At 73.0% G+C, this 17,898-nt stretch carries 14 protein-coding genes, 1 tRNA gene and 1 pseudogene; 11 read left to right on the top strand and 5 right to left on the bottom strand.

Features of this window, described 5'->3' with window-relative positions:
* Window positions 1-21: 21 nt before the first annotated feature.
* The 6 genes from IEY71_RS06545 (at window position 22) to speB (ending at window position 7,158) form a co-directional block, all read left to right on the top strand.
* On the top strand, window positions 22-1,230 hold the full coding sequence (locus tag IEY71_RS06545) for a DNA polymerase III subunit delta' (RefSeq protein ID WP_189084438.1): 1,209 nt from the start codon (window positions 22-24) through the stop codon (window positions 1,228-1,230).
* A complete protein-coding gene (locus tag IEY71_RS06550) occupies window positions 1,227-2,792 on the top strand; it encodes an alpha/beta hydrolase (RefSeq protein ID WP_189084439.1) in 1,566 nt (521 codons plus the stop codon). The genes IEY71_RS06545 and IEY71_RS06550 overlap by 4 nt, the downstream gene beginning before the upstream one ends.
* A gap of 153 nt (window positions 2,793-2,945) precedes the next feature.
* A tRNA-Thr gene (locus IEY71_RS06555) sits at window positions 2,946-3,021 on the top strand.
* A 212-nt stretch (window positions 3,022-3,233) separates the two neighbouring features.
* On the top strand, window positions 3,234-4,532 hold the full coding sequence (locus tag IEY71_RS06560) for an MFS transporter (RefSeq protein ID WP_189084440.1): 1,299 nt from the start codon (window positions 3,234-3,236) through the stop codon (window positions 4,530-4,532).
* A complete protein-coding gene (locus tag IEY71_RS06565; RefSeq protein WP_189084441.1) occupies window positions 4,529-6,199 on the top strand; it encodes an amidohydrolase in 1,671 nt (556 codons plus the stop codon). The genes IEY71_RS06560 and IEY71_RS06565 overlap by 4 nt, the downstream gene beginning before the upstream one ends.
* Window positions 6,196-7,158 (top strand): agmatinase, encoded by a 963-nt coding sequence (gene speB / locus IEY71_RS06570; RefSeq protein WP_189084442.1) that lies wholly within the window; start codon window positions 6,196-6,198, stop codon window positions 7,156-7,158. The genes IEY71_RS06565 and speB overlap by 4 nt, the downstream gene beginning before the upstream one ends.
* Here the strand turns inward: speB and IEY71_RS06575 are convergent.
* Complete coding sequence (locus IEY71_RS06575; RefSeq protein WP_189084443.1) at window positions 7,145-8,674, bottom strand: PucR family transcriptional regulator; 1,530 nt, start codon at window positions 8,672-8,674, stop codon at window positions 7,145-7,147. The genes speB and IEY71_RS06575 overlap by 14 nt on opposite strands.
* A gap of 190 nt (window positions 8,675-8,864) precedes the next feature.
* Between IEY71_RS06575 and IEY71_RS06580 the strand changes: the two genes are divergently transcribed.
* The 5 genes from IEY71_RS06580 to IEY71_RS06600 all read left to right on the top strand — a co-directional run bounded on the left by IEY71_RS06580 (window position 8,865) and on the right by IEY71_RS06600 (window position 14,105).
* Window positions 8,865-9,851: a Gfo/Idh/MocA family protein gene (locus IEY71_RS06580; protein WP_189084444.1), complete on the top strand. Its 987-nt coding sequence runs from the start codon at window positions 8,865-8,867 to the stop codon at window positions 9,849-9,851.
* 84 nt (window positions 9,852-9,935) lie between these two features.
* Entirely contained in the window at window positions 9,936-11,417 is a 1,482-nt protein-coding gene (dacB, locus tag IEY71_RS06585; protein ID WP_229781555.1) for a D-alanyl-D-alanine carboxypeptidase/D-alanyl-D-alanine endopeptidase, read from the top strand.
* Between the two features lie 73 nt (window positions 11,418-11,490).
* Window positions 11,491-12,075: an isochorismatase family protein gene (locus IEY71_RS06590; RefSeq protein WP_189084445.1), complete on the top strand. Its 585-nt coding sequence runs from the start codon at window positions 11,491-11,493 to the stop codon at window positions 12,073-12,075.
* Between the two features lie 28 nt (window positions 12,076-12,103).
* Window positions 12,104-12,940, top strand: coding sequence for an alpha/beta fold hydrolase (locus IEY71_RS06595; RefSeq protein WP_229781556.1), 837 nt, complete (start codon window positions 12,104-12,106; stop codon window positions 12,938-12,940).
* Between the two features lie 112 nt (window positions 12,941-13,052).
* A complete protein-coding gene (locus tag IEY71_RS06600; RefSeq protein WP_189084446.1) occupies window positions 13,053-14,105 on the top strand; it encodes a hypothetical protein in 1,053 nt (350 codons plus the stop codon).
* A gap of 103 nt (window positions 14,106-14,208) precedes the next feature.
* Here IEY71_RS06600 and hpaD read toward each other — a convergent pair whose 3' ends face one another.
* The 4 genes and pseudogenes from hpaD to IEY71_RS18350 form a co-directional block, all read right to left on the bottom strand.
* Window positions 14,209-15,351, bottom strand: a complete 1,143-nt coding sequence (hpaD, locus tag IEY71_RS06605; protein ID WP_189084447.1) for a 3,4-dihydroxyphenylacetate 2,3-dioxygenase — start codon at window positions 15,349-15,351, stop codon at window positions 14,209-14,211.
* A gap of 42 nt (window positions 15,352-15,393) precedes the next feature.
* Complete coding sequence (hpaE, locus tag IEY71_RS06610) at window positions 15,394-16,929, bottom strand: 5-carboxymethyl-2-hydroxymuconate semialdehyde dehydrogenase (protein ID WP_189084448.1); 1,536 nt, start codon at window positions 16,927-16,929, stop codon at window positions 15,394-15,396.
* Window positions 16,930-16,987: 58 nt separating this feature from the next.
* Window positions 16,988-17,656 (bottom strand): GntR family transcriptional regulator, encoded by a 669-nt coding sequence (locus IEY71_RS06615; protein WP_189084449.1) that lies wholly within the window; start codon window positions 17,654-17,656, stop codon window positions 16,988-16,990.
* Window positions 17,653-17,898: pseudogene (locus IEY71_RS18350) on the bottom strand (fumarylacetoacetate hydrolase family protein); the annotation flags it as partial. The gene IEY71_RS06615 and the pseudogene IEY71_RS18350, both read right to left, overlap by 4 nt.

Here is a 17,898-nt window from a genome sequence, read left to right on the forward strand (position 1 = left end):
GGTGGAGGGTAGCGTGGCAGGGTGAGCGTGTGGAGCGAACTGACGGGGCAGGATGCCGCGATCGCCGTGTTCCGCGCGGCCGCCTCGGCCTCGACCGTCCGCGCCGGCGCAGCCGCCGAGGGTGACGCCTCGACCGCTCCGGACGCGCGCAGCATGACGCACTCCTGGCTCATCACCGGCCCGCCGGGTTCGGGGCGTTCCAACCTCGCCTACGCCTTCGCGACGGCACTCATCGCGGGGGACGCCGACGGTGACGAGCCGACCCGCATCCAGGTCGAGGCGCGCAGCCACCCCGACCTGCACGTGCTCACCACCGAGGGCGTCATCATCAAGGTCGCCGACGTCCGCGACATCGTGAAGCGCTCGCACTACGCGCCCTCCGTCGGCCGCCACCGGGTGATCGTCGTCGAGGACGCCGATCGCATGACCGAGCAGACCTCCAACGTGCTCCTGAAGGAGCTCGAGGAGCCGCCGGAGCGCACCGTGTGGATCCTCTGCGCCCCGAGCGAGGCCGACCTCATCCCGACGATCCGATCGCGCGTGCGTTCCGTGCGCCTGCAGGTGCCGAGCATCGCCGACGTGGCCGAGCTGCTCGTGCGCCGCGACGGCGTCGAGCCGGGCCTGGCCGAGCGCGCCGCCCGTGAGGCGCAGAGCCACATCGGCATGGCGCACCGGCTCGCCACGAACGAGGAGGCCCGCAGCCGTCGCGCCGAGACGCTCCGGCTCGCCCTCGGCGTGCGCTCCGCCGCGACGGCGGTGATGACGGCGTCGCGACTCCTCGAGATCGCCGGTGACGATGCGAAGGCCATCACCGAGCTGCGCGACCAGGAGGAGCGCGAGCACGCGCTGCGCTCCCTCGGGCTCGCGCCGGGGCAGGCCATTCCGCCCGCGCTGCGCTCGCAGATCAAGGCGCTCGAGGACGAGCAGAAGCGACGGGCCACGCGAAGTCTCCGCGACGGCATCGACCGCATCCTCGTCGATCTCGCCTCGCTCTACCGCGACGTGCTGCTGCTGCAGCTCGACGCGAGAGTGCCGCTCGTGAACCGCGAGATCGAGGCCGAACTCGGTGCCGCCGCCGCGGCCGCCACGCCGGCGCGCACGCTCGCGACGCTCGACGCCATCCAGCTCGCACGCACCCGCATCGAGGGCAACGTCGCACCGGCGCTCGCGCTCGAGGCGATGCTCGTGAGCGCCATCAGACGACCAGGGACCGAACGGGGGGCCGCATGATCCGCACCGGCACGACCGGGGGCGCTCGCGCTCGCAGACGCATCGGGGCCGTCGGCCTCGTCGCCGCGGTGGCGCTGCTGCTGAGCGGCTGCTTCCCCGACCTCGGCGGCCTCTTCCCGAAGCCCGCGGCCACTTCGACGCCGACCGGCGAGCAGGTCTCGGCCGAACTGCAGCCGTTCTACTCGCAGATCCTCGAGTGGAAGGGCTGCGGCGAGAAGCTCGAGTGCTCGACCGCGAAGGCGCCGCTCGACTGGGACGACCCGGCGGCGGGCGAGGTCGAGCTCGCGCTCGTCCGGCACCGTGCCACGGGCGAGCGCATCGGCTCGCTGCTCGTGAACCCCGGCGGCCCGGGGGCGTCGGGCGTCGACCTCGTCTCTGACTCGCTCGACTTCGCCGTCGGCCAGCCGCTGCAGGAGCGCTTCGACGTCGTGGGCTTCGATCCCCGCGGCGTCGGCCAGTCGAGCTCGGTGGTCTGCTACGACGCGGCAGGCATGGACGAGGCGCTGTTCACCATCCCGCCCGGCCAACGGGGGAGCGCCGAATGGATCGCGGCGTCCGCGAAGAACTTCGAGGACTTCGGCGCCGCCTGCGCCCAGAACACGGGCGAGCTGCTGGGCTACGTCGACACGGTGAGCGCGGCCCGCGACCTCGACCTGCTGCGGGCCATCCTCGGCGACACGAAGCTGAACTACCTCGGCTACTCCTACGGCACCTTCCTCGGTGCGACGTTCGCCGGGCTCTACCCCGACAAGGTCGGCCGACTCGTGCTCGACGGCGCGATCGACCCCGCGGCCAGCGAGTTCGAGGTCTCGAAGGCGCAGGCCATCGGTTTCGAGCAGGCGCTTCGCGCGTACATGGCCGACTGCCAGAGCTCGGCCGACTGCCCGTTCTCGGGCGACGTCGACGCAGGCATGGCCGAGGTCGGCGCGCTCGCGGCATCGCTCGACGCGAGCCCGCTGCGCGGCAGCGACGGCCGGATGGTCGGGGCCGACACCTACCTCACCGCGATCATCGCGGCGCTGTACAGCCCCGATTCGTGGACGTACCTCTCGCAGATGTTCGACTCGGTCATGCTCGGCGACGCCGACATGGCGCTCACGCTCGCCGACTTCTACTACGGGCGCAACCCCGACGGCACGTACAGCGACAACTCGACCGAGGCGTTCCGGGCGATCAACTGCCTCGACTACCCGCTCCGCGACGGCGAGGGCGATCTCCAGGCCGAAGCGGCGGAGATCACCGCGGCGGCGCCCGTCATCGGTCCGTTCTGGGGCTACGACACGGGCAGCGGCTGCGAGCTGTGGCCGGTGCAGGGCGATGCGACGCGCGCGCAGATCCACGCCGAGGGGGCCGACCCGATCCTCGTCATCGGCACGACCGGCGACCCGGCGACCCCCTACGAGTGGGCCGTCTCGCTCGCCGATCAGCTCGACTCCGGTGTGCTCGTGAGCTACGAGGGCGAGGGGCACACGGCGTACAACAAGTCCAACTCCTGCGTGAACGACGCCGTCGAGCAGTACTTCATCGACGGCACGGTGCCCGCGAGCGATCCGAAGTGCTGATCGGGCGAGCCCTGCGGGACTGACGTCTCGGTGGCGGTGCGGCGGGCGGATCCGCGGCACCGCCACCGCGTCCCTGCCGTGGTCATCGAGGGCGCCCGGCATCCGCTACTATTGACTCTCGTGCCACCGCAGCGCTCGCGCCGCGGCCGTCACGCCGCCTTAGCTCAGTCGGCAGAGCGATTCACTCGTAATGAATAGGTCGTGGGTTCGATTCCCACAGGCGGCTCCACACGACATGCCTTCTCCCGTTCCGCGGGAGGAGGCATTCGTCATTTCTGGGCCCGGACGCCTTGGCGACATCTGTCACTTGAAGTGCCGTGAATTGGACATTCGTCGCATTGTCCGCGCGCTTCGGACGCGCCTAGCCTCGTCGGTACCGGTCACCGATCGAACGGCGCCCGGCTTCCCCCCGATCCGCATCGCTTCAGTGAGGAAACGATCGTGACATCCACCGCACCCCGCACCGTCGCCCGGCCCCGCCGGGCCGCGCTCGCCGCGCTCGCCGGCACGAGCATCGAATGGTACGACTTCTTCATCTACGCGACGGCCGCCGCCCTCGTGTTCCGGCACGTGTTCTTCCCGCCCGACATGAATCCGGTGCTCGGCACGATCGTCGCCTTCGGCACGACTTCCTTCGGCTACCTCGGCCGCCCCATCGGCGCGTTCCTCTTCGGTCACTTGGGCGACCGTTTCGGGCGCAAGCCCGTGCTCATCGCCACGCTGCTGCTCATGGGCGTCGGCACCTTCGGTATCGGCCTGCTGCCCTCCTACGAGGTGGTGGGCCCGCTCGCCCCGCTGCTGCTCATCACCCTGCGCCTACTGCAGGGCGTGGCCATGGGCGGCGAGTGGGGCGGCGCCGCGCTGCTCGCGATCGAGCACGCGCCCGCCGAGCGCCGCTCCTTCTACGGCTCCTTCGCGCAGCTCGGCTCCTCGGTGGGTGCGACGCTCTCCTCGGCCGTGTTCGCGATCTCGGAGCACATCGGCGACGGCCTCCTCGCGGGCTCGTGGCGCATCCCCTTCCTCTTCAGCGCCGTGCTGGTGGTCATCGGGCTCATCATCCGCTCGGTCGTCGGCGAGTCGCCCGAGTTCGTCTCGGCCCGCAGCGCGCAGGAGCTCTCGGCGGCCCCCGTGCGCGAGGTGTTCCGCACGCCGAAGCCGCTGCTCATCGGCATCGGCGCCATGCTCGTCGCCACCGGCGGCTATTACGTGACGTCGTCGTTCTTCCTCGCCTATTCCTCGGAGCAAGCCGGCGTGCCGACGGAGCTGGTGCTGAACGCGCTCATCATCGCCGGCCTCTTCGAGATGGCCTTCGTGCCGCTCGCGGGATGGCTCGGCGATCGATGGCGACCCCAGTACGTCGTCGCAGTCGGGCTCGCGGGCATCATGATCGTCGTGGTGCCGCTGTACCTGCTCGCGCACACGGGCTCGTTCCTCGTGATCACGGTCATGCTCGCCGTGACGGCGCTGTTCACCGGCTTCAACTACGGGCCGATCGCCGCCGTGCTCGCGTCGATCTTCCCGGTGCGAGTGCGATACACCGGCACCTCGCTCGCCTACCAGGGCTCCGCGCTCACGGCCGGGGCGCTCACCCCGATCGTGCTGCCGACGCTGCTCGGCATGTCCGAGGGTTCGCCGGTGCTGATCTTCGCCTACCTCGCCCTGCTCTGCCTCGTGGCGATCGGCTGCGTGCTCGCGACCCGCGGGCTGGCCGCGCGCGTCGAACGGGGGACCGTCGCATGACCGCCGTCACCGAACTCATCGTCAGCGGCCGGATCCGGCCGAGCGGCTCGGAGCGCCTCGTCGAGGCGATCCTCGTCCGCGACGGCCGGATCGCGGCGGCGGGATCACTGCACGACTGCCGCGCCCACGCCTTCACGACGCCCGAGGAGCTCGAACTCGGCGAGCTGACCGTGCTGCCCGGTTTCGTCGACGCGCACTGCCACCCGCTCATGCACGGCCAGTTCGCCTCGTGGACCGACTGCAGCTGGACCGCAGCACCGAGCATCGATGACGTCGTCGAGCGGCTCCGCGGGCGCGGCGCGGCGCAGCCGGGCGCGATCCGCGGGCGCGGCTTCCACCACGGCAATGTCGCCGACCAGCGGATGCTGAACCGGCACGACCTCGATCGGGTCAGCACCGAGCGGGAGGTGCTCGTCTTCCACTCGAGCGGGCACGGCGCCATCGCGAACTCGGCGGTGCTCCGCGCGCTCGGCATCACCGCCGAGACGGCGGACCCGGAGGGCGGGCACCTCGGCCGAGACGCCGACGGTGCGCCCGACGGGACGTTCTGGGATGCCGCCGCCGACTGGCTGACCGGCGTCGCCGGTGTGAAGATCGGCAACAACGGGCCGAACTTCCACCTCTCCGACGACGCGGCGGAACTCGGCGCGCAGCTCGCCGCCGCGCAGCGCGAGCTGCACTCGGTCGGTGTGACCTCGGTCGTGGACGCCCAGGTCACCTCGCGCGAGCTCGGCACCTATCTGCGCGCCCGCGACCGCGGCGAACTGACGCTGCGTGCCGAACTCCTCGTGATCTCGAGCCTGATCGAGCAGCTCGAGCAGCTCGGCGTGGCGGGGCGGCTCGGCGACGAGCAGCTCGCGATCGCCGGGGTGAAGCTGTACTCCGACGGGGCGCTGACCGCCGCGACCGCGCGGTTCAGCTCCCCGTACTGCTGCGACCCGTCCGACTTCGGCTACCTCTACCATCCCGACGGGGAGCTCGAGGACATGATCGAGCGGGTCACGGCGCTCGGGCTGCCATCCGCGACCCACGCGCAGGGCGACGCCGCGATCGGGCTCGTCCTCGACATCCACGAGCGCCTGCAGGCGGGAGGCCGGCGGCTGCGGCACCGGATCGAGCATTTCGGCGGGCCGAGCGAGGCGCAGGTGCGTCGCGCGGCGGAACTCGAGCTCTGGCCGATCACCCAGCCGCAGTACCTCACCCGCTACGGCGACGAGCTGCTGGAGGCGCTCGGCGACCGCGCCGAACGGCTGACCCCGCTGGGCGAGATCCGCGATGCCGGGGCGCCCGTCGTGCTCTCCTCGGACGCCCCGGTCTGCCCGCCCGGGCCGCTCGAGGCGGTTCACGCGGCGGTGACCCGACGCACGGCCGGCGGCCGGGTGCTCGGCGGACCGGAACTGCAGCTCGCCCTCGCCGAGGCGATCCTCGGCCACACGGCGACCGCGGCGGCCTCGATCAGCCGGGAGCACGCGGTCGGCTCCCTCGAACCGGGCCGCTTCGCGGACTTCGTCGTGCTCGACCGCGACCCGTACCTTGTCGGGATCGACGAGGTGCCCGCGATCCGTGTGCTCCAGACCTGGGTCGGCGGAACGCAGGTGTACGAGGCCGAGCCGCGGCCCGACGAGACGACGGACGAGCGGTTGCCGCTCGCGGAGGGAGCACGATGATCATTGGACCGGTGGACGGGCAGCGCTCGCCGCGCTATGCGGGCTTCAGCACCTTCGCGCGGCTGCCGCGGCTCGAGGACGTGGCGGATGCCGCGCTCGCGGTGGTGGGCGTGCCCTTCGACGCCGGCGTGACCTTCCGACCCGGAGCCCGCTTCGGCCCCTCGGCGATCCGTGAGGCGTCCCGCCTGCTGCGACCCTTCAATCCGGCGCTCGGCGTCGCGGCGTTCGACCTCGTGCAGGTCGCCGACGCCGGGGACCTCGACGCGAACCCCTTCGACATCGCGACCGCGTTGGATGAGATGGAGCGGGGATTCCGGGCGCTCAGCGGGCCCGGGCGGCGCTTCGTGGCGCTCGGCGGCGATCACACCGTGGCGCTGCCGGCGCTCCGGGCCGTGGCGGAGGCGCACGGGCCGGTCGCGCTCGTGCACTTCGACGCCCATCTCGACACCTGGGACGCCTACTTCGGGGAGGCGTACACACACGGCTCGCCGTTCCGTCGGGCGAGCGAGGAGGGGCTGCTGCGGCGCGATCGCTCCGCCCACGTCGGCCTGCGCGGTTCGCTCTACAGCGGCGACGACCTCCTCGACGACGAGCGGCTCGGCTTCACGGCCGTGCACAGCCGCGAGCTCGACGCGATCGGCGCGCCCGGCGTGCTGCGGCGGATCCTCGATCGCGTCGGCGACGCGCCCGTGTACGTGTCGATCGACATCGACGTGCTCGACCCGTCGATGGCACCGGGCACCGGCACGCCGGAGGCCGGCGGTATGACGAGCCGCGAGCTGCTCGAGATCCTCCGGGGGATGCGGGCGCTGAACCTCGTCGGCGCGGACATCGTCGAGGTGTCGCCGCCGTTCGACCACGCGGCGATCACCGCCGTCGCCGCGGCGAACCTCGCCTACGAGCTGCTCGGCATCATGGCCGAGCAGCTCGCGGCCGAACCGTCCGTCAGCCCCGGCTGAGCTGCACGGCCGCCCAGAGCTCGAGCCGACCGCGGAGTCCGGAGGGATCGAGGCCGAGCAGCTCGCCCGCGGCGTCGATGCGGTGGCGGAGCGTGTGCCGGTGCACGCCGAGCCGCCGTGCGGCCGGCTCCCAGGCGCAGTCGTGCTCGATCCACGCTTCGACCGCGTCCCAGAGCTCGCCGCCGGTGCGTTCGTCGTGCTCCCGCAGGGTGCGCAGCGTGGCGCGCGCAAGTTCGCCCGCCCCCTCTGCGGCGAGTGCACCGAGGACCCCGGTGGCGGCGAGGTCGCGGTACTCGGCGACGTGCGGCGCGGTGCCGCCCCGCGCGCGGCGCAGGGCCACGCTCGCGTCGTCGAGCGCGGCGGGCAGTCCCGCGAGGCTCGTCGCGGTCGTGCGCCCGGCCCGCAGCGCATGCTGTGCGATCAAGCGGCGGACCGTCGCCTCGGCGGCCTCGGCCGCCTCCTCGACGAGCACGACGATGCGGCCGTCGTGGCGGCCGAAGAACAGCCCGCCCGTGTTCGCGTTCGCCGCGAGTTCGAGGGCGTCGAGCACGAGATCGGTCTCGGGCGCAGCGTCGAGCACGAAGACGCCGAGCGGCGGGTCGGGCAGCTCGCCCCACGCGTCGCGGGCGGTGCGCCCGGCGAGTTCCACGGCCCCGCCGAGGAGCTGCTGCAGCACCCCGTCCCGAAGGTGCAGACGTGCGGCGGCGAGGGCGCGGTGCTGGGCGAGCGCGAGGCTCGCGAAGGCGATGACGCTGTTCACGAGGTCGGTGGCCGAAGGGTCGCGGTCGCGCAACCCGGCCAGCACGATCGCGCCGTCCAGGTGCTCGACTCCGATCGTCTGCAGGGCGTACTCGAGCCCGTCCACCTCGAGCCTGGAGGCGCCCCGCACGCCGCGGCCGAGGGCGTCGGCGACCGCGGCCCGCAGCCCGGGCGCGGCCGGTCGGGAACGATCGGAGGCGAGCTGGGAACCCGCCGCGTCGAACAGCAGCACGCGGCAGTCGAGTTGCCGCTCGAGCTCCGCGACGATCGAGGCCAGTCCGTCCGGGCGGAGCGCGGCCTTCGTGAGCGCGCGCTGCGCCGCGACCGACCAGCGGATCCGCTCGGTGCGCTGCGCGTCGAGCGCCTCCGCCACGAACTGGATGTACGCGAGGTAGGGCGTGAGGTCGGTCATCTCGATGAGCGGCAGTCCGTGCGCTCGGCAGGCCGCGATGAGCGCCGCCGGTGTCTCGCCGTGGTGCAGCCGCGCGCCGAAGCCGAGCCCGACGATGCCGTGCCGCTGCAGTCGCACGACGTAGTCCTCGTAGCGCTCGGCCGGCGTCGCGCGAGGCGGGAACTGCGCGCCGTCGGTGAGCAGCAGGTGGCCGGCGGCGAGGAACGGGGTCGGATCCGGCAGGTCCGAGCCGTGCACCCAGGCGATCGGCCGTTCGATCGCGTCGGCGGTCTCGCCCGGCACGAGCAGCTGCAGGCGGTCGCCCCCGAACTCGAGGAGGCTGCGGATCGTCGGCGGCGCGGACATCCCGGAAGTATATGAGGGCCCAAGACGAAAGGCCCGGGATCGCCGGGCCGTTCGCATGTTCCCGCGGAGGACGGGAATGCCCTGCACGCTAGGCGAGGCCGCAAGAATCCGCAGCCTCCCCGATCTGGGGGCAGGGGCGGGGTCGATCGTCGAGGGGTCGGCCCGGGTCGTGCGGCCCTAGGCTTGCCCCATGACCGATCGACTCCGCTGGGGCATCCTCGCGACGGGCGGCATCGCCCGCCTCTTCACCGCCGACCTGAAGCTCGCCGGCTTCGACGTGCGCGCCGTCGGCTCGCGCAGCGCGGCGTCGGCCGCCGCCTTCGCGGCGGAGTTCGGCATCCCCACAGCGCACGCGAGCTACGAGGCGCTGCTCGCCGATCCCGAGGTCGACGTCGTCTACGTCTCGACGCCGCATCCGCTGCACGCCGAGAACGCCGTCGCGGCGCTCGAAGCGGGCAAGCACGTGCTCGTCGAGAAGCCGTTCGCCCTGAACCGTGCCGAGGCCGAGCGCATCCGCGACGCCGCCCTGGCGAACGGCCGGCTGGCGCTCGAGGCGATGTGGACGCGGTACCTGCCGCACATGGTGCGCATCCGCGAGCTGATCGCGGCCGGGGCGCTCGGCGAGGTGCGCTCGCTCATCGCCGACCACACCCAGCTGCTGAGCGACGACCCCGCCCACCGCATCAACGCGCTCGAGCTCGGCGGCGGCGCTCTCCTCGACCTCGGCATCTACCCGATCTCGTTCGCGTGGGACCTCTTCGGCGAACCCGCCGCCATCCGCTCCTCCGCCGTGTTCAAGGAGACGGGCGCCGACGCGCAGATCGCGACGATCTTCCAGTACCCGGGCGGCCGCACCGCCACCACGTACTCCGCGAGCGACACCCAGGGCCCGAACCGCGCCGCGGTCATCGGCACGGCCGCGCGCATCGAGATCGACGAGGTCTGGTACTCGCCGACGACCTTCCGGCTCATCGCGGCCGACGGCGGCGTGCTCGAGACGTACGAATCACGGGTCGAGGGGCGCGGGATGCAGTTCCAGGCCGCGGCGTTCGAGGCGCTCGTCGCCGCCGGTCGCCTCGACGGCGGCGAGCTGCTGTCGACCGCCGAGACGGTGGGGATCATGGGCACGCTCGACGCGATCCGCGCCGAGATCGGCCTGCGCTACCCGGGGGAGTGACGCCGTCGTCGCGCGTCGTCACCGCACCCTGGTGCTGAGCCGCGCTCAGGAAGCGTGGAGGCATCCCCTCCGTAGAATGCCCTGGTGAACGAGCGGATGGATGAGGCGAGCGCACCCGAGGGTGCGAGCGCCTCGACCGACCCCGCATCCAGCGGCCTGCTCGGCCGAGTGCGCGCCGTCCTCGGTGCGCACCGCCTCGCGACCGCGATCGGCGCCGGGGTGCTCGGCTTGCTCATCCTGGGCGGCGGGGCACTCGCCGTCGGGGCTGCCGTCCGAACCCCGCCGGCCCCCGCTCGCGTCGCCGCGGCGGCGGCGTCGACCCCGACGGCCGAGCCGCGACCCAGCCCCGACGCCGTCGCGGCGGCCGTCGCGCTCCGCACCTGCTCGGTCGCCGACCTCGCGGCCGACCCGCGCCTCGCTGCGCTGCAGGCCCAGGTCGTGAACGCCGGCACCGGCGAGGTGCTGTTCGACCGGGGCGGCTCGACGCCGTCGCGCACGGCGAGCGTCATGAAGGTCCTGACCTCGGCGGCCGCCCTCGCCGTGCTCGGTCCCGACTACCGAGCCACCACGACCGTCGTGAAGGGCGCAGAGCCCGGCACCGCCGTGCTCGTCGGCGGCGGAGACGTCACCCTCTCGCGCACGCCGAGCGGCGACGAGGGCGTCTACCCGGGGGCCGCGCATCTCGACGATCTCGCCGCGCAGGTGCGCGCCGCCTGGGACGCGGACCCGTCGAACCCGCCGCTCACCCGTCTCGTGCTCGACGCGAGCTACTTCGGCGGCGAGGAGTGGCAGCCGAGCTGGAACCTCAAGGAGCGCGACGACGGCTACATGTCGAACATCGCGGCGCTCATGGTCGACGGCGACCGCGACGATCCGTTCTCGAACACCTCGTTCCGCAGCGACGACCCGGTCGGGCGCGCCGGGCAGGCCTTCGCCGACGAGCTCGGCGGCATCGGGACGATCGAGCGGGGAACGGCGCCGGCGGGCGCCGCGCAGCTCGGCGCCGTGTCTTCCCCGACGGTCGCGCAGCTCGTCGACAAGGCGCTCGTCGTCTCCGACAACACGGTGGCCGAGATGCTCGCCCGTCTCGTGGCGATCGAGACCGGTGCGGGCAACAGCTTCGACGCCATCAACGCGGGGGTGCTGCAGGGCCTCGCGGGCTACGGCGTCGACACCTCGGGCATCGTGATCGTCGACGGCTCCGGGCTGTCCGACGACAATGCCGTGCCGCCTGCGTATCTCACGCGGCTGTTCCAGAAGATCGCGGCGCGCGAAGGACAGCTCGGCGTGCTGCTCGACGGGCTGCCGATCGCGGGGGAGCGCGGCTCCCTCTCCTACGACGACCGCTTCACGGGCGACAACGCGGTCGCCGACGGCCAGGTCATCGCGAAGACCGGATGGATCGACACCGGCTACACGCTCGCGGGCGTCATCCACGCCACGGACGGCACGACCCTGACGTTCGCGATCTACGCCCTCGGCGACGTCTCCGACGACGCGAAGCAGGCGATCGACACGCTCGCGACCGGCTTCTACCGCTGCGGCGCGCAGCTGTCGAATCGCTGATCCGTCCGGCCGCGTCGGGCCGGCGGTGCTGCGGCGGGGTGCCGAGCGCGCCCGGCGAGGGCACAATGGAGGCATGACGAAGGCGCTGTTCATCATCGACGTGCAGAACGACTTCACCGAGGGCGGGGCGCTCGGGGTCGACGGCGGGGCCGCCGTCGCGGCGGGCGTCACCGACTACCTCGCCGAGCACCGGGACGAGTACGAGCTCGTCGTCGCCTCGCGCGACTGGCACGACGGCGACAGCGACAACGGCGGCCACTTCGCCCGCGATGCGGCACCCGACTTCGTCGACACCTGGCCGGTGCACTGCGTCGCCGGAACGCCCGGCGCCGAGTACCACCCCGCGCTCGACGTCACCGGCGTCGACGTGCACATCCGCAAGGGCCAGGGCGAGCCCGCCTACTCGATCTTCGAGGGCACCGACGACGCCGGTCGCGGCATCGCCGACCTCCTGGCCGAACGCGGCATCACCGAGGTCGACGTCGTCGGCATCGCGACCGACTACTGCGTGCGGCAGAGCGCCCTCGACGCACTCGAGCACGGGCAGCGCGTGCGCGTGCTCACCGGGCTCGTCGCCGGCGTCGCGCCGGAATCGTCCGAGGCGGCGCTCGCCGAGCTCGGCCACGCCGGCGCCGAGATCGTCGCGGCCGACGCATGAGCCGAGCGCACACAACACGGGCCGAGGCGTGAGCCCGACCCTGCCCGGGGCGGCGGGCCCCGTCCTGCACGCCGAGGCGGAGGACGGCTCGCTCATCGCGTACCGACGCACTCCGGCGGCGGAGACGACCCCCGATCACGCCGCGGCGCTGCCGCCCGTGCTCCTCGTGCACGGCTTCGGCGCCGACGGCGCGATCACCTGGCAGGGCACCGGCTGGGTCGAGGCGCTCGGCCGGGCCGGGCGCGAGGCCGTGACGGTCGACCTCCGCGGCCACGGCGACAGCGACGCGCCGCTCGAGCCGTCCGCCTACCGTGCCGAGGTGCAGGGGGCGGATCTCGCGGCCGTGCTGGACTCGATCGGCGCCCGGCGGGCCGACGTCGTCGGCTACTCCCTCGGCAGCCGCATCGCGGCCGCCCTCGCCCGGCGCGAGCCCGCGCGGGTGCGGCGCATCGTGATCGGCGGGGCGGGACCGGAGGAGCTCTTCGCGAGCTGGGACCTCCGGCGCGCGCGGCAGCTGCTCCGCACGGCGGACACGTCGGCGCCACGAGCGGACGACGCTCCGGATGCCGCAGCACTCGGGCCGGAGGACGCCGTCATGCGTGCGGTGCTCGGCACGGCGCTCCGCTCCGGCGCCGATCCCGAGGCGCTGCTCGCCTGCATCGAAGGGGTCGCCGGCGCGCCCCTGGAGCTGCCGCCGGGCTTGCCGGCGCTGCTCGTCGCGGGGGCGCTCGACCCGGTGCCGCGCGGTGCCGCCGAGCTCGCCCGCGAGTGGGGCGCCGACTTTCTCGAGATCCCCGGCCGGGACCACGTCTCGACGCTGACCTCGCGCACGTTCAAGGACGCCGCCATCCGCTTCCTGGGCTGAACGGGCAGCGCTCCCGAACTGGGGGTGGGCCGGGCGTCGCGCCGGGGATTCGGGGCGCTAGAGTCGTCCTCGCCCGGGTCCGATGCGCGTGCCCGCGAGAGGAGCCTCCCCCGTGACCTCGACCCCAGCCCGGATCGTCCCGGCCGCGCTCGCCGCCGGCCTGCTGTTCGCCGCGGTCTCGGCAGCCGCTCCCGCTGCCGCCGATTCGGCGCCCGCCGCCGAGTGCCGCACGAACTGCACCACGGTGTTCGACACCGCGGGCCTGCACACGATCAGCATCCCGGCCGGCGTCGTCTCGCTGCAGGCGACCGTGTCGGGCGCGGCGGGCTCGCCCGCGGCGGCGGCGCTCGGCCTCTTCCCCGACGCCGTCGGCGGCGCGGGCGGCGTCAGCACCGTGACCCTCGGGACGAGCCTCGGCGGCAGCGCGCTCACGGTCCTCGTCGGCGGGGCCGGCCAGGGCAGCGCGCTCGCGGACGCCGCAGGCGCACTCCTCGTCGTGGCCGGCGGCGGAGGCGACGGCGGCTACGCCGGGCGCTTCGAACTCCCCGACCAGCTCTTCGCCGCCTATCCGGGCGGGGCCGGCGGTGCGCCGAACGGGCCGGGCGTCGCACCCGGCGGCGAGGGGACGACGTTCGGCACCGGCGCGTTCAACGGGGCGGGCGGCGGCCTCTCGGGCGGCGCCGGCGGCACCGGCGGCGCGAGCGGCGATGCAGGCGAGGCCGGCACGTCGAGCGCGCCCGGCACGATCACGCTCTCCGCGGGCGGTGCCGGCGGGACCCTCGCGGTGCAAGACGACCGCTTCCAGGCGGGTGCCGGTGGTGGTGGATACACGGGCGGCGGCGGTGGCGCGGTCGCGCTCGACGCCGTCGACGGCGGGGACGAGATCATGATCGACGTCGTGGGCGCCGGCGGCGGCGGCTCGGGCTTCCTCGCGGACGGGCTCGCCGCGGTGGCCGGGGAGCCGAACCCCGGCGCAGCGTCCGTGACGCTCGTCTGGTCGCTCCCGCCCCTGCCCGCGCCCGAGCCGGTCACGCCGGCGGCCGAACCCGCAGGGCCGCCGCTCGCCGAGACCGGCGCGGAGCCGCTGCCGTTCGCGCTCGGCGCGCTGCTCGTCGTCGGGGCCGGTGCCGGGCTCCTCGCCGCGCGTCGTCGCCGCACCGCCTGAGCGCCCCGCGACGCGGGACGCTCCTGAGACGCTGAACGCCGCCCGGCGATCCCCGGAAGACGGGGCCGTCGGGCGGCGTTCGTGCGTGGCGTGAGGCGGCGGCTCAGAGGGTGTTGCCGAGCTTGAAGCCCTGCTCCTCGTCGCCCTTCCGCGTGTACGAGAAGCCGTCGGCCCCGATCGTGACCTCCATCTCGCTGTCGTCGGTACGGGCGACGACGGGCTTCGGGTTGCCGTCGAGGTCGAGCACCAGCGAGGCATCCGTGTACCAGCTCGGCACGACCGGGTTGCCCCACCAGTCGCGGCGCTGGTTGTCGTGCACGTCCCAGGTGACCACGGGGTTGTCGGGGTCACCGGTGTAGTAGTCCTGCGTGTAGATCTCGACGCGGTGGCCGTCGGGGTCGCGCAGGTACAGGTAGAACGCGTTCGAGACGCCGTGACGGCCCGGTCCGCGCTCGATCGCGTCGGAGCGGCGCAGCGAGCCGAGCTTGTCGCAGATCGCGAGGATGTTGTGCTTCTCGTGCGTGGCGAAGGCGACATGGTGCATGCGCGGCCCGTCGCCCCCCGTCATCGCCGTGTCGTGCACCGTGGGCTTGCGACGCATCCACGCCGCGTAGACCGTGCCCTCCTCGTCCTGGATGTCCTCCGTGACGCGGAAGCCGAGCGACTGCATGAAGTTCACGGCGCGCGGCACGTCGGGGGTGACCTGGTTGAAGTGGTCGAGGCGCACGAGCTCGCCCGGCGTGTGCAGGTCGTAGCGCCACGACAGCCGCTCGACGTGCTCGGTCTGGAAGAAGAACTCGTAGGGGAAGCCCAGCGGGTCCTCGACGCGCACCGAGTCGCCGATGCCCTTCGTGAAGCCCTCCGCCCGGCGCTCGACGCGGCAGCCGAGCTCCGAGTAGAACGCCACCGCCTTGTCGAGGTCCTCCGGGGTGCGCACCCGGTACGAGAAGGCCGCGACGGCGGCGACGGGGCCCTGGCGCAGCACGAGGTTGTGGTGGATGAACTCCTCGGTCGAACGGAGGTAGATCGCCTCCTCGTCCTCCTCGGTGACGTACAGCCCGAGCACGTCGACGTAGAACACGCGGGAGGCCGCGAGGTCGGTCACGATGAGCTCCATGTACGCGCAGCGCAGGATGTCGGGGGCGGGCGCCGAGGGCGTCGGCACCGGGTTGTCGCTGTGGATCGGGGCCTCCTGGCTCACGTAGAAGCCGGAGGAGGTGAGGGTCATTTCGTCGCGGTGGGTCATGTCAGCGTCCTTGCCTGGGGTGGAGTCTGGGGCGTGGGCCGGTCACCGGGGGTCCGGGTCGTCGAGGTCCGATTCGTGGACCTCCTGCTTGCCGAACGTCGGGTTGTGCGGGGCGCCGAGCGTGATGTGCACGCTCTGCTGGTCGGTGTAGAAGTCGATCGAGCGGTAGCCGCCCTCGTGACCGAGGCCGGAAGCCTTGACGCCGCCGAACGGAGTGCGCAGGTCGCGCACGTTGTTCGAGTTCAGCCACACCATGCCGGCCTCGACCGACTGCGCGAAGTTGTGGGCGCGCTTCAGGTCGTTCGTCCAGATGTAGGCGGCGAGCCCGTACTTCGTGTTGTTCGCGAGGGCGAGCGCCTCCTCCTCGGTGTCGAACGGGGTGATCGCGACGACCGGGCCGAAGATCTCCTCCTGGAAGATACGCGCATCGGGCGAGACGTCGGCGAAGACCGTCGGGGCGACGTAGTTGCCCTCGGGGAAGCCCTCGGGGCGTCCGCCGCCCGCGACGAGGCGGCCCTCGCTCTTGCCGAGCTCGACGTAGCTCATCACCTTGTCGTAGTGCTCGGGGTGCACGAGGGCGCCGACCTCGGTGGCCGGGTCGTGCGGGTGGCCGACCTTCACGCGCTTCGCCTGCGCCGCGTAGCGCTCGACGAACTCGTCGTAGACGTCGCGCTGCACGAGGATGCGGCTGCCCGCGGTGCAGCGCTCGCCGTTCAGGGAGAAGACGCCGAAGATGCAGGCGTCGATCGCGACGTCGAGGTCGGCGTCGGCGAACACGACCGCCGGGCTCTTGCCGCCGAGCTCCATCGAGAGGCCCTTCAGGTAGGGCGCGGCGTTGCCGAAGATGAGCTGTCCGGTGCTGCTCTCGCCGGTGAAGGAGATGAGCGGCACGTCGGGGTGCTTCACGAGCGCGTCGCCGGCGTCCTCGCCGAGGCCGTTCACGAGGTTGAAGACGCCCTTCGGCAGCCCGGCCTCCTCGAAGATGCCGGCCCAGAGCGAGGCGGAGAGCGGCGTGAACTCGGCCGGCTTCAGCACGACCGTGTTGCCGGTCGCGAGCGCGGGGCCGAGCTTCCACGACTCGAGCATGAACGGGGTGTTCCACGGCGTGATGAGGCCCGCGACGCCTATCGGCTTGCGGTTCACGTAGTTCATCTGCCGGCCGGGGACCTTGAAGGCGTCGTCGGCCTGGGCCACGATCAGGTCGGCGAAGAAGCGGAAGTTCTCGGCGGCGCGGCGGGCCTGGCCGAGCGCCTGCGTGATCGGCAGGCCCGAGTCGAAGGACTCGAGCTCGGCGAGCCGGGCGTCGCGCGACTCGACGAGGTCGGCGATCTTGTGCAGCACGCGCGAGCGCTCGCGGGGGAGCATCCGCGGCCAGGGGCCTTCCTCGAAGGCGCGCTTCGCGGCGGCGACGGCGCGTTCGACGTCGGCCTTCTTGCCTGCGGCGGCGTGCACGTAGGTCTCGTTCGTGACGGGGTTCAGCACCTCGAACGTGTCGCCGTCGAGCGAGTCGACGAACTCGCCGTCGATGTAGTGCTGGATCTTCTCCGGCAGCTCGGCCGGGCGGTATGCGTCGGTCATGCGGTTCTCACCTTCATCGTGTCGTGGCGCCGAACCGTGGCGGCGGCGCCGGCGGGGCTCAGGGGGTCGGGGTGTGCGCGTGCTGCTCGGCCTGGTAGGCGAGCACGGCGTCGAGCGTCGCGGTGCGGTGACCGCGGGCGGCCAGCTCGATCTCGATCGCGGCGGCGCCGTCCTCGATGAGCCGGAGGATGGCCTCGTGCTCCTCGACGGAGGACTGCGCGCGGCCCGGCACGAAGCTGAACGAGGAGTCGCGCAGCACCTTCATGCGGTTCCAGCCGCGGTGCACGAGGTCGAGGATGTGCGGGTTCGGGCACTCCTCGAAGAGCACGGCGTGGAACTCGAGGTTCAGCGCCGTGAAGCGGTGCGGGTCGAAGGCGTCGAGGCTCTCGCGCATCCGCTCGTTCACGGCGCGCGCGCGGGCGACGTGCTCGGCCGTCAGCGTGGGGGCCGCGAGCGCGGTCGCGGCGCCCTCGACGAGGGCCAGGGTCTGCATGGTGTGCAGGTACTCGGTCTCCTGGATGAGCGCGACCTGCGCGCCCACGTTGCGCTCGAAGGTGACGAGCCCCTCGGCCTCGAGCAGGCGGATCGCCTCGCGGACGGGCACGACCGACACGCCGAGCTCGCGCGCGATGGTGCCGAGCACGAGCCGGAAGCCCGGCACGTAGCGCCCGTCGTCGATGCGCTCGCGGATGAACCGGTACGCCTGCTGCGCCTTGCTCTCGTTCATCGGGCGTCCGCCTCGGTGGTCGGCTGCGCGGAGCGGCTGGCCTCGTACTTCGCCCGCCACTCCGCGTTCATGGGGAAGAGGCCGTCGACGGATGCCCCGGCGGCCACCTGCTCGGCGACCCAGGCGTCCTCGCGCTCCTGCGCGGCGGCCTCGGCGGCGACCTCGGCGGCGATGGCGGCGGGGATGACCAGCACGCCGTCGCCGTCGCCGACGATCACGTCGCCGGGCTGCACGGCGGCGCC

Origin of the sequence: Agromyces mediolanus, from assembly GCF_014648575.1 — a bacterium.
GTDB classification, from domain to species: Bacteria; Actinomycetota; Actinomycetes; order Actinomycetales; family Microbacteriaceae; genus Agromyces; species Agromyces mediolanus.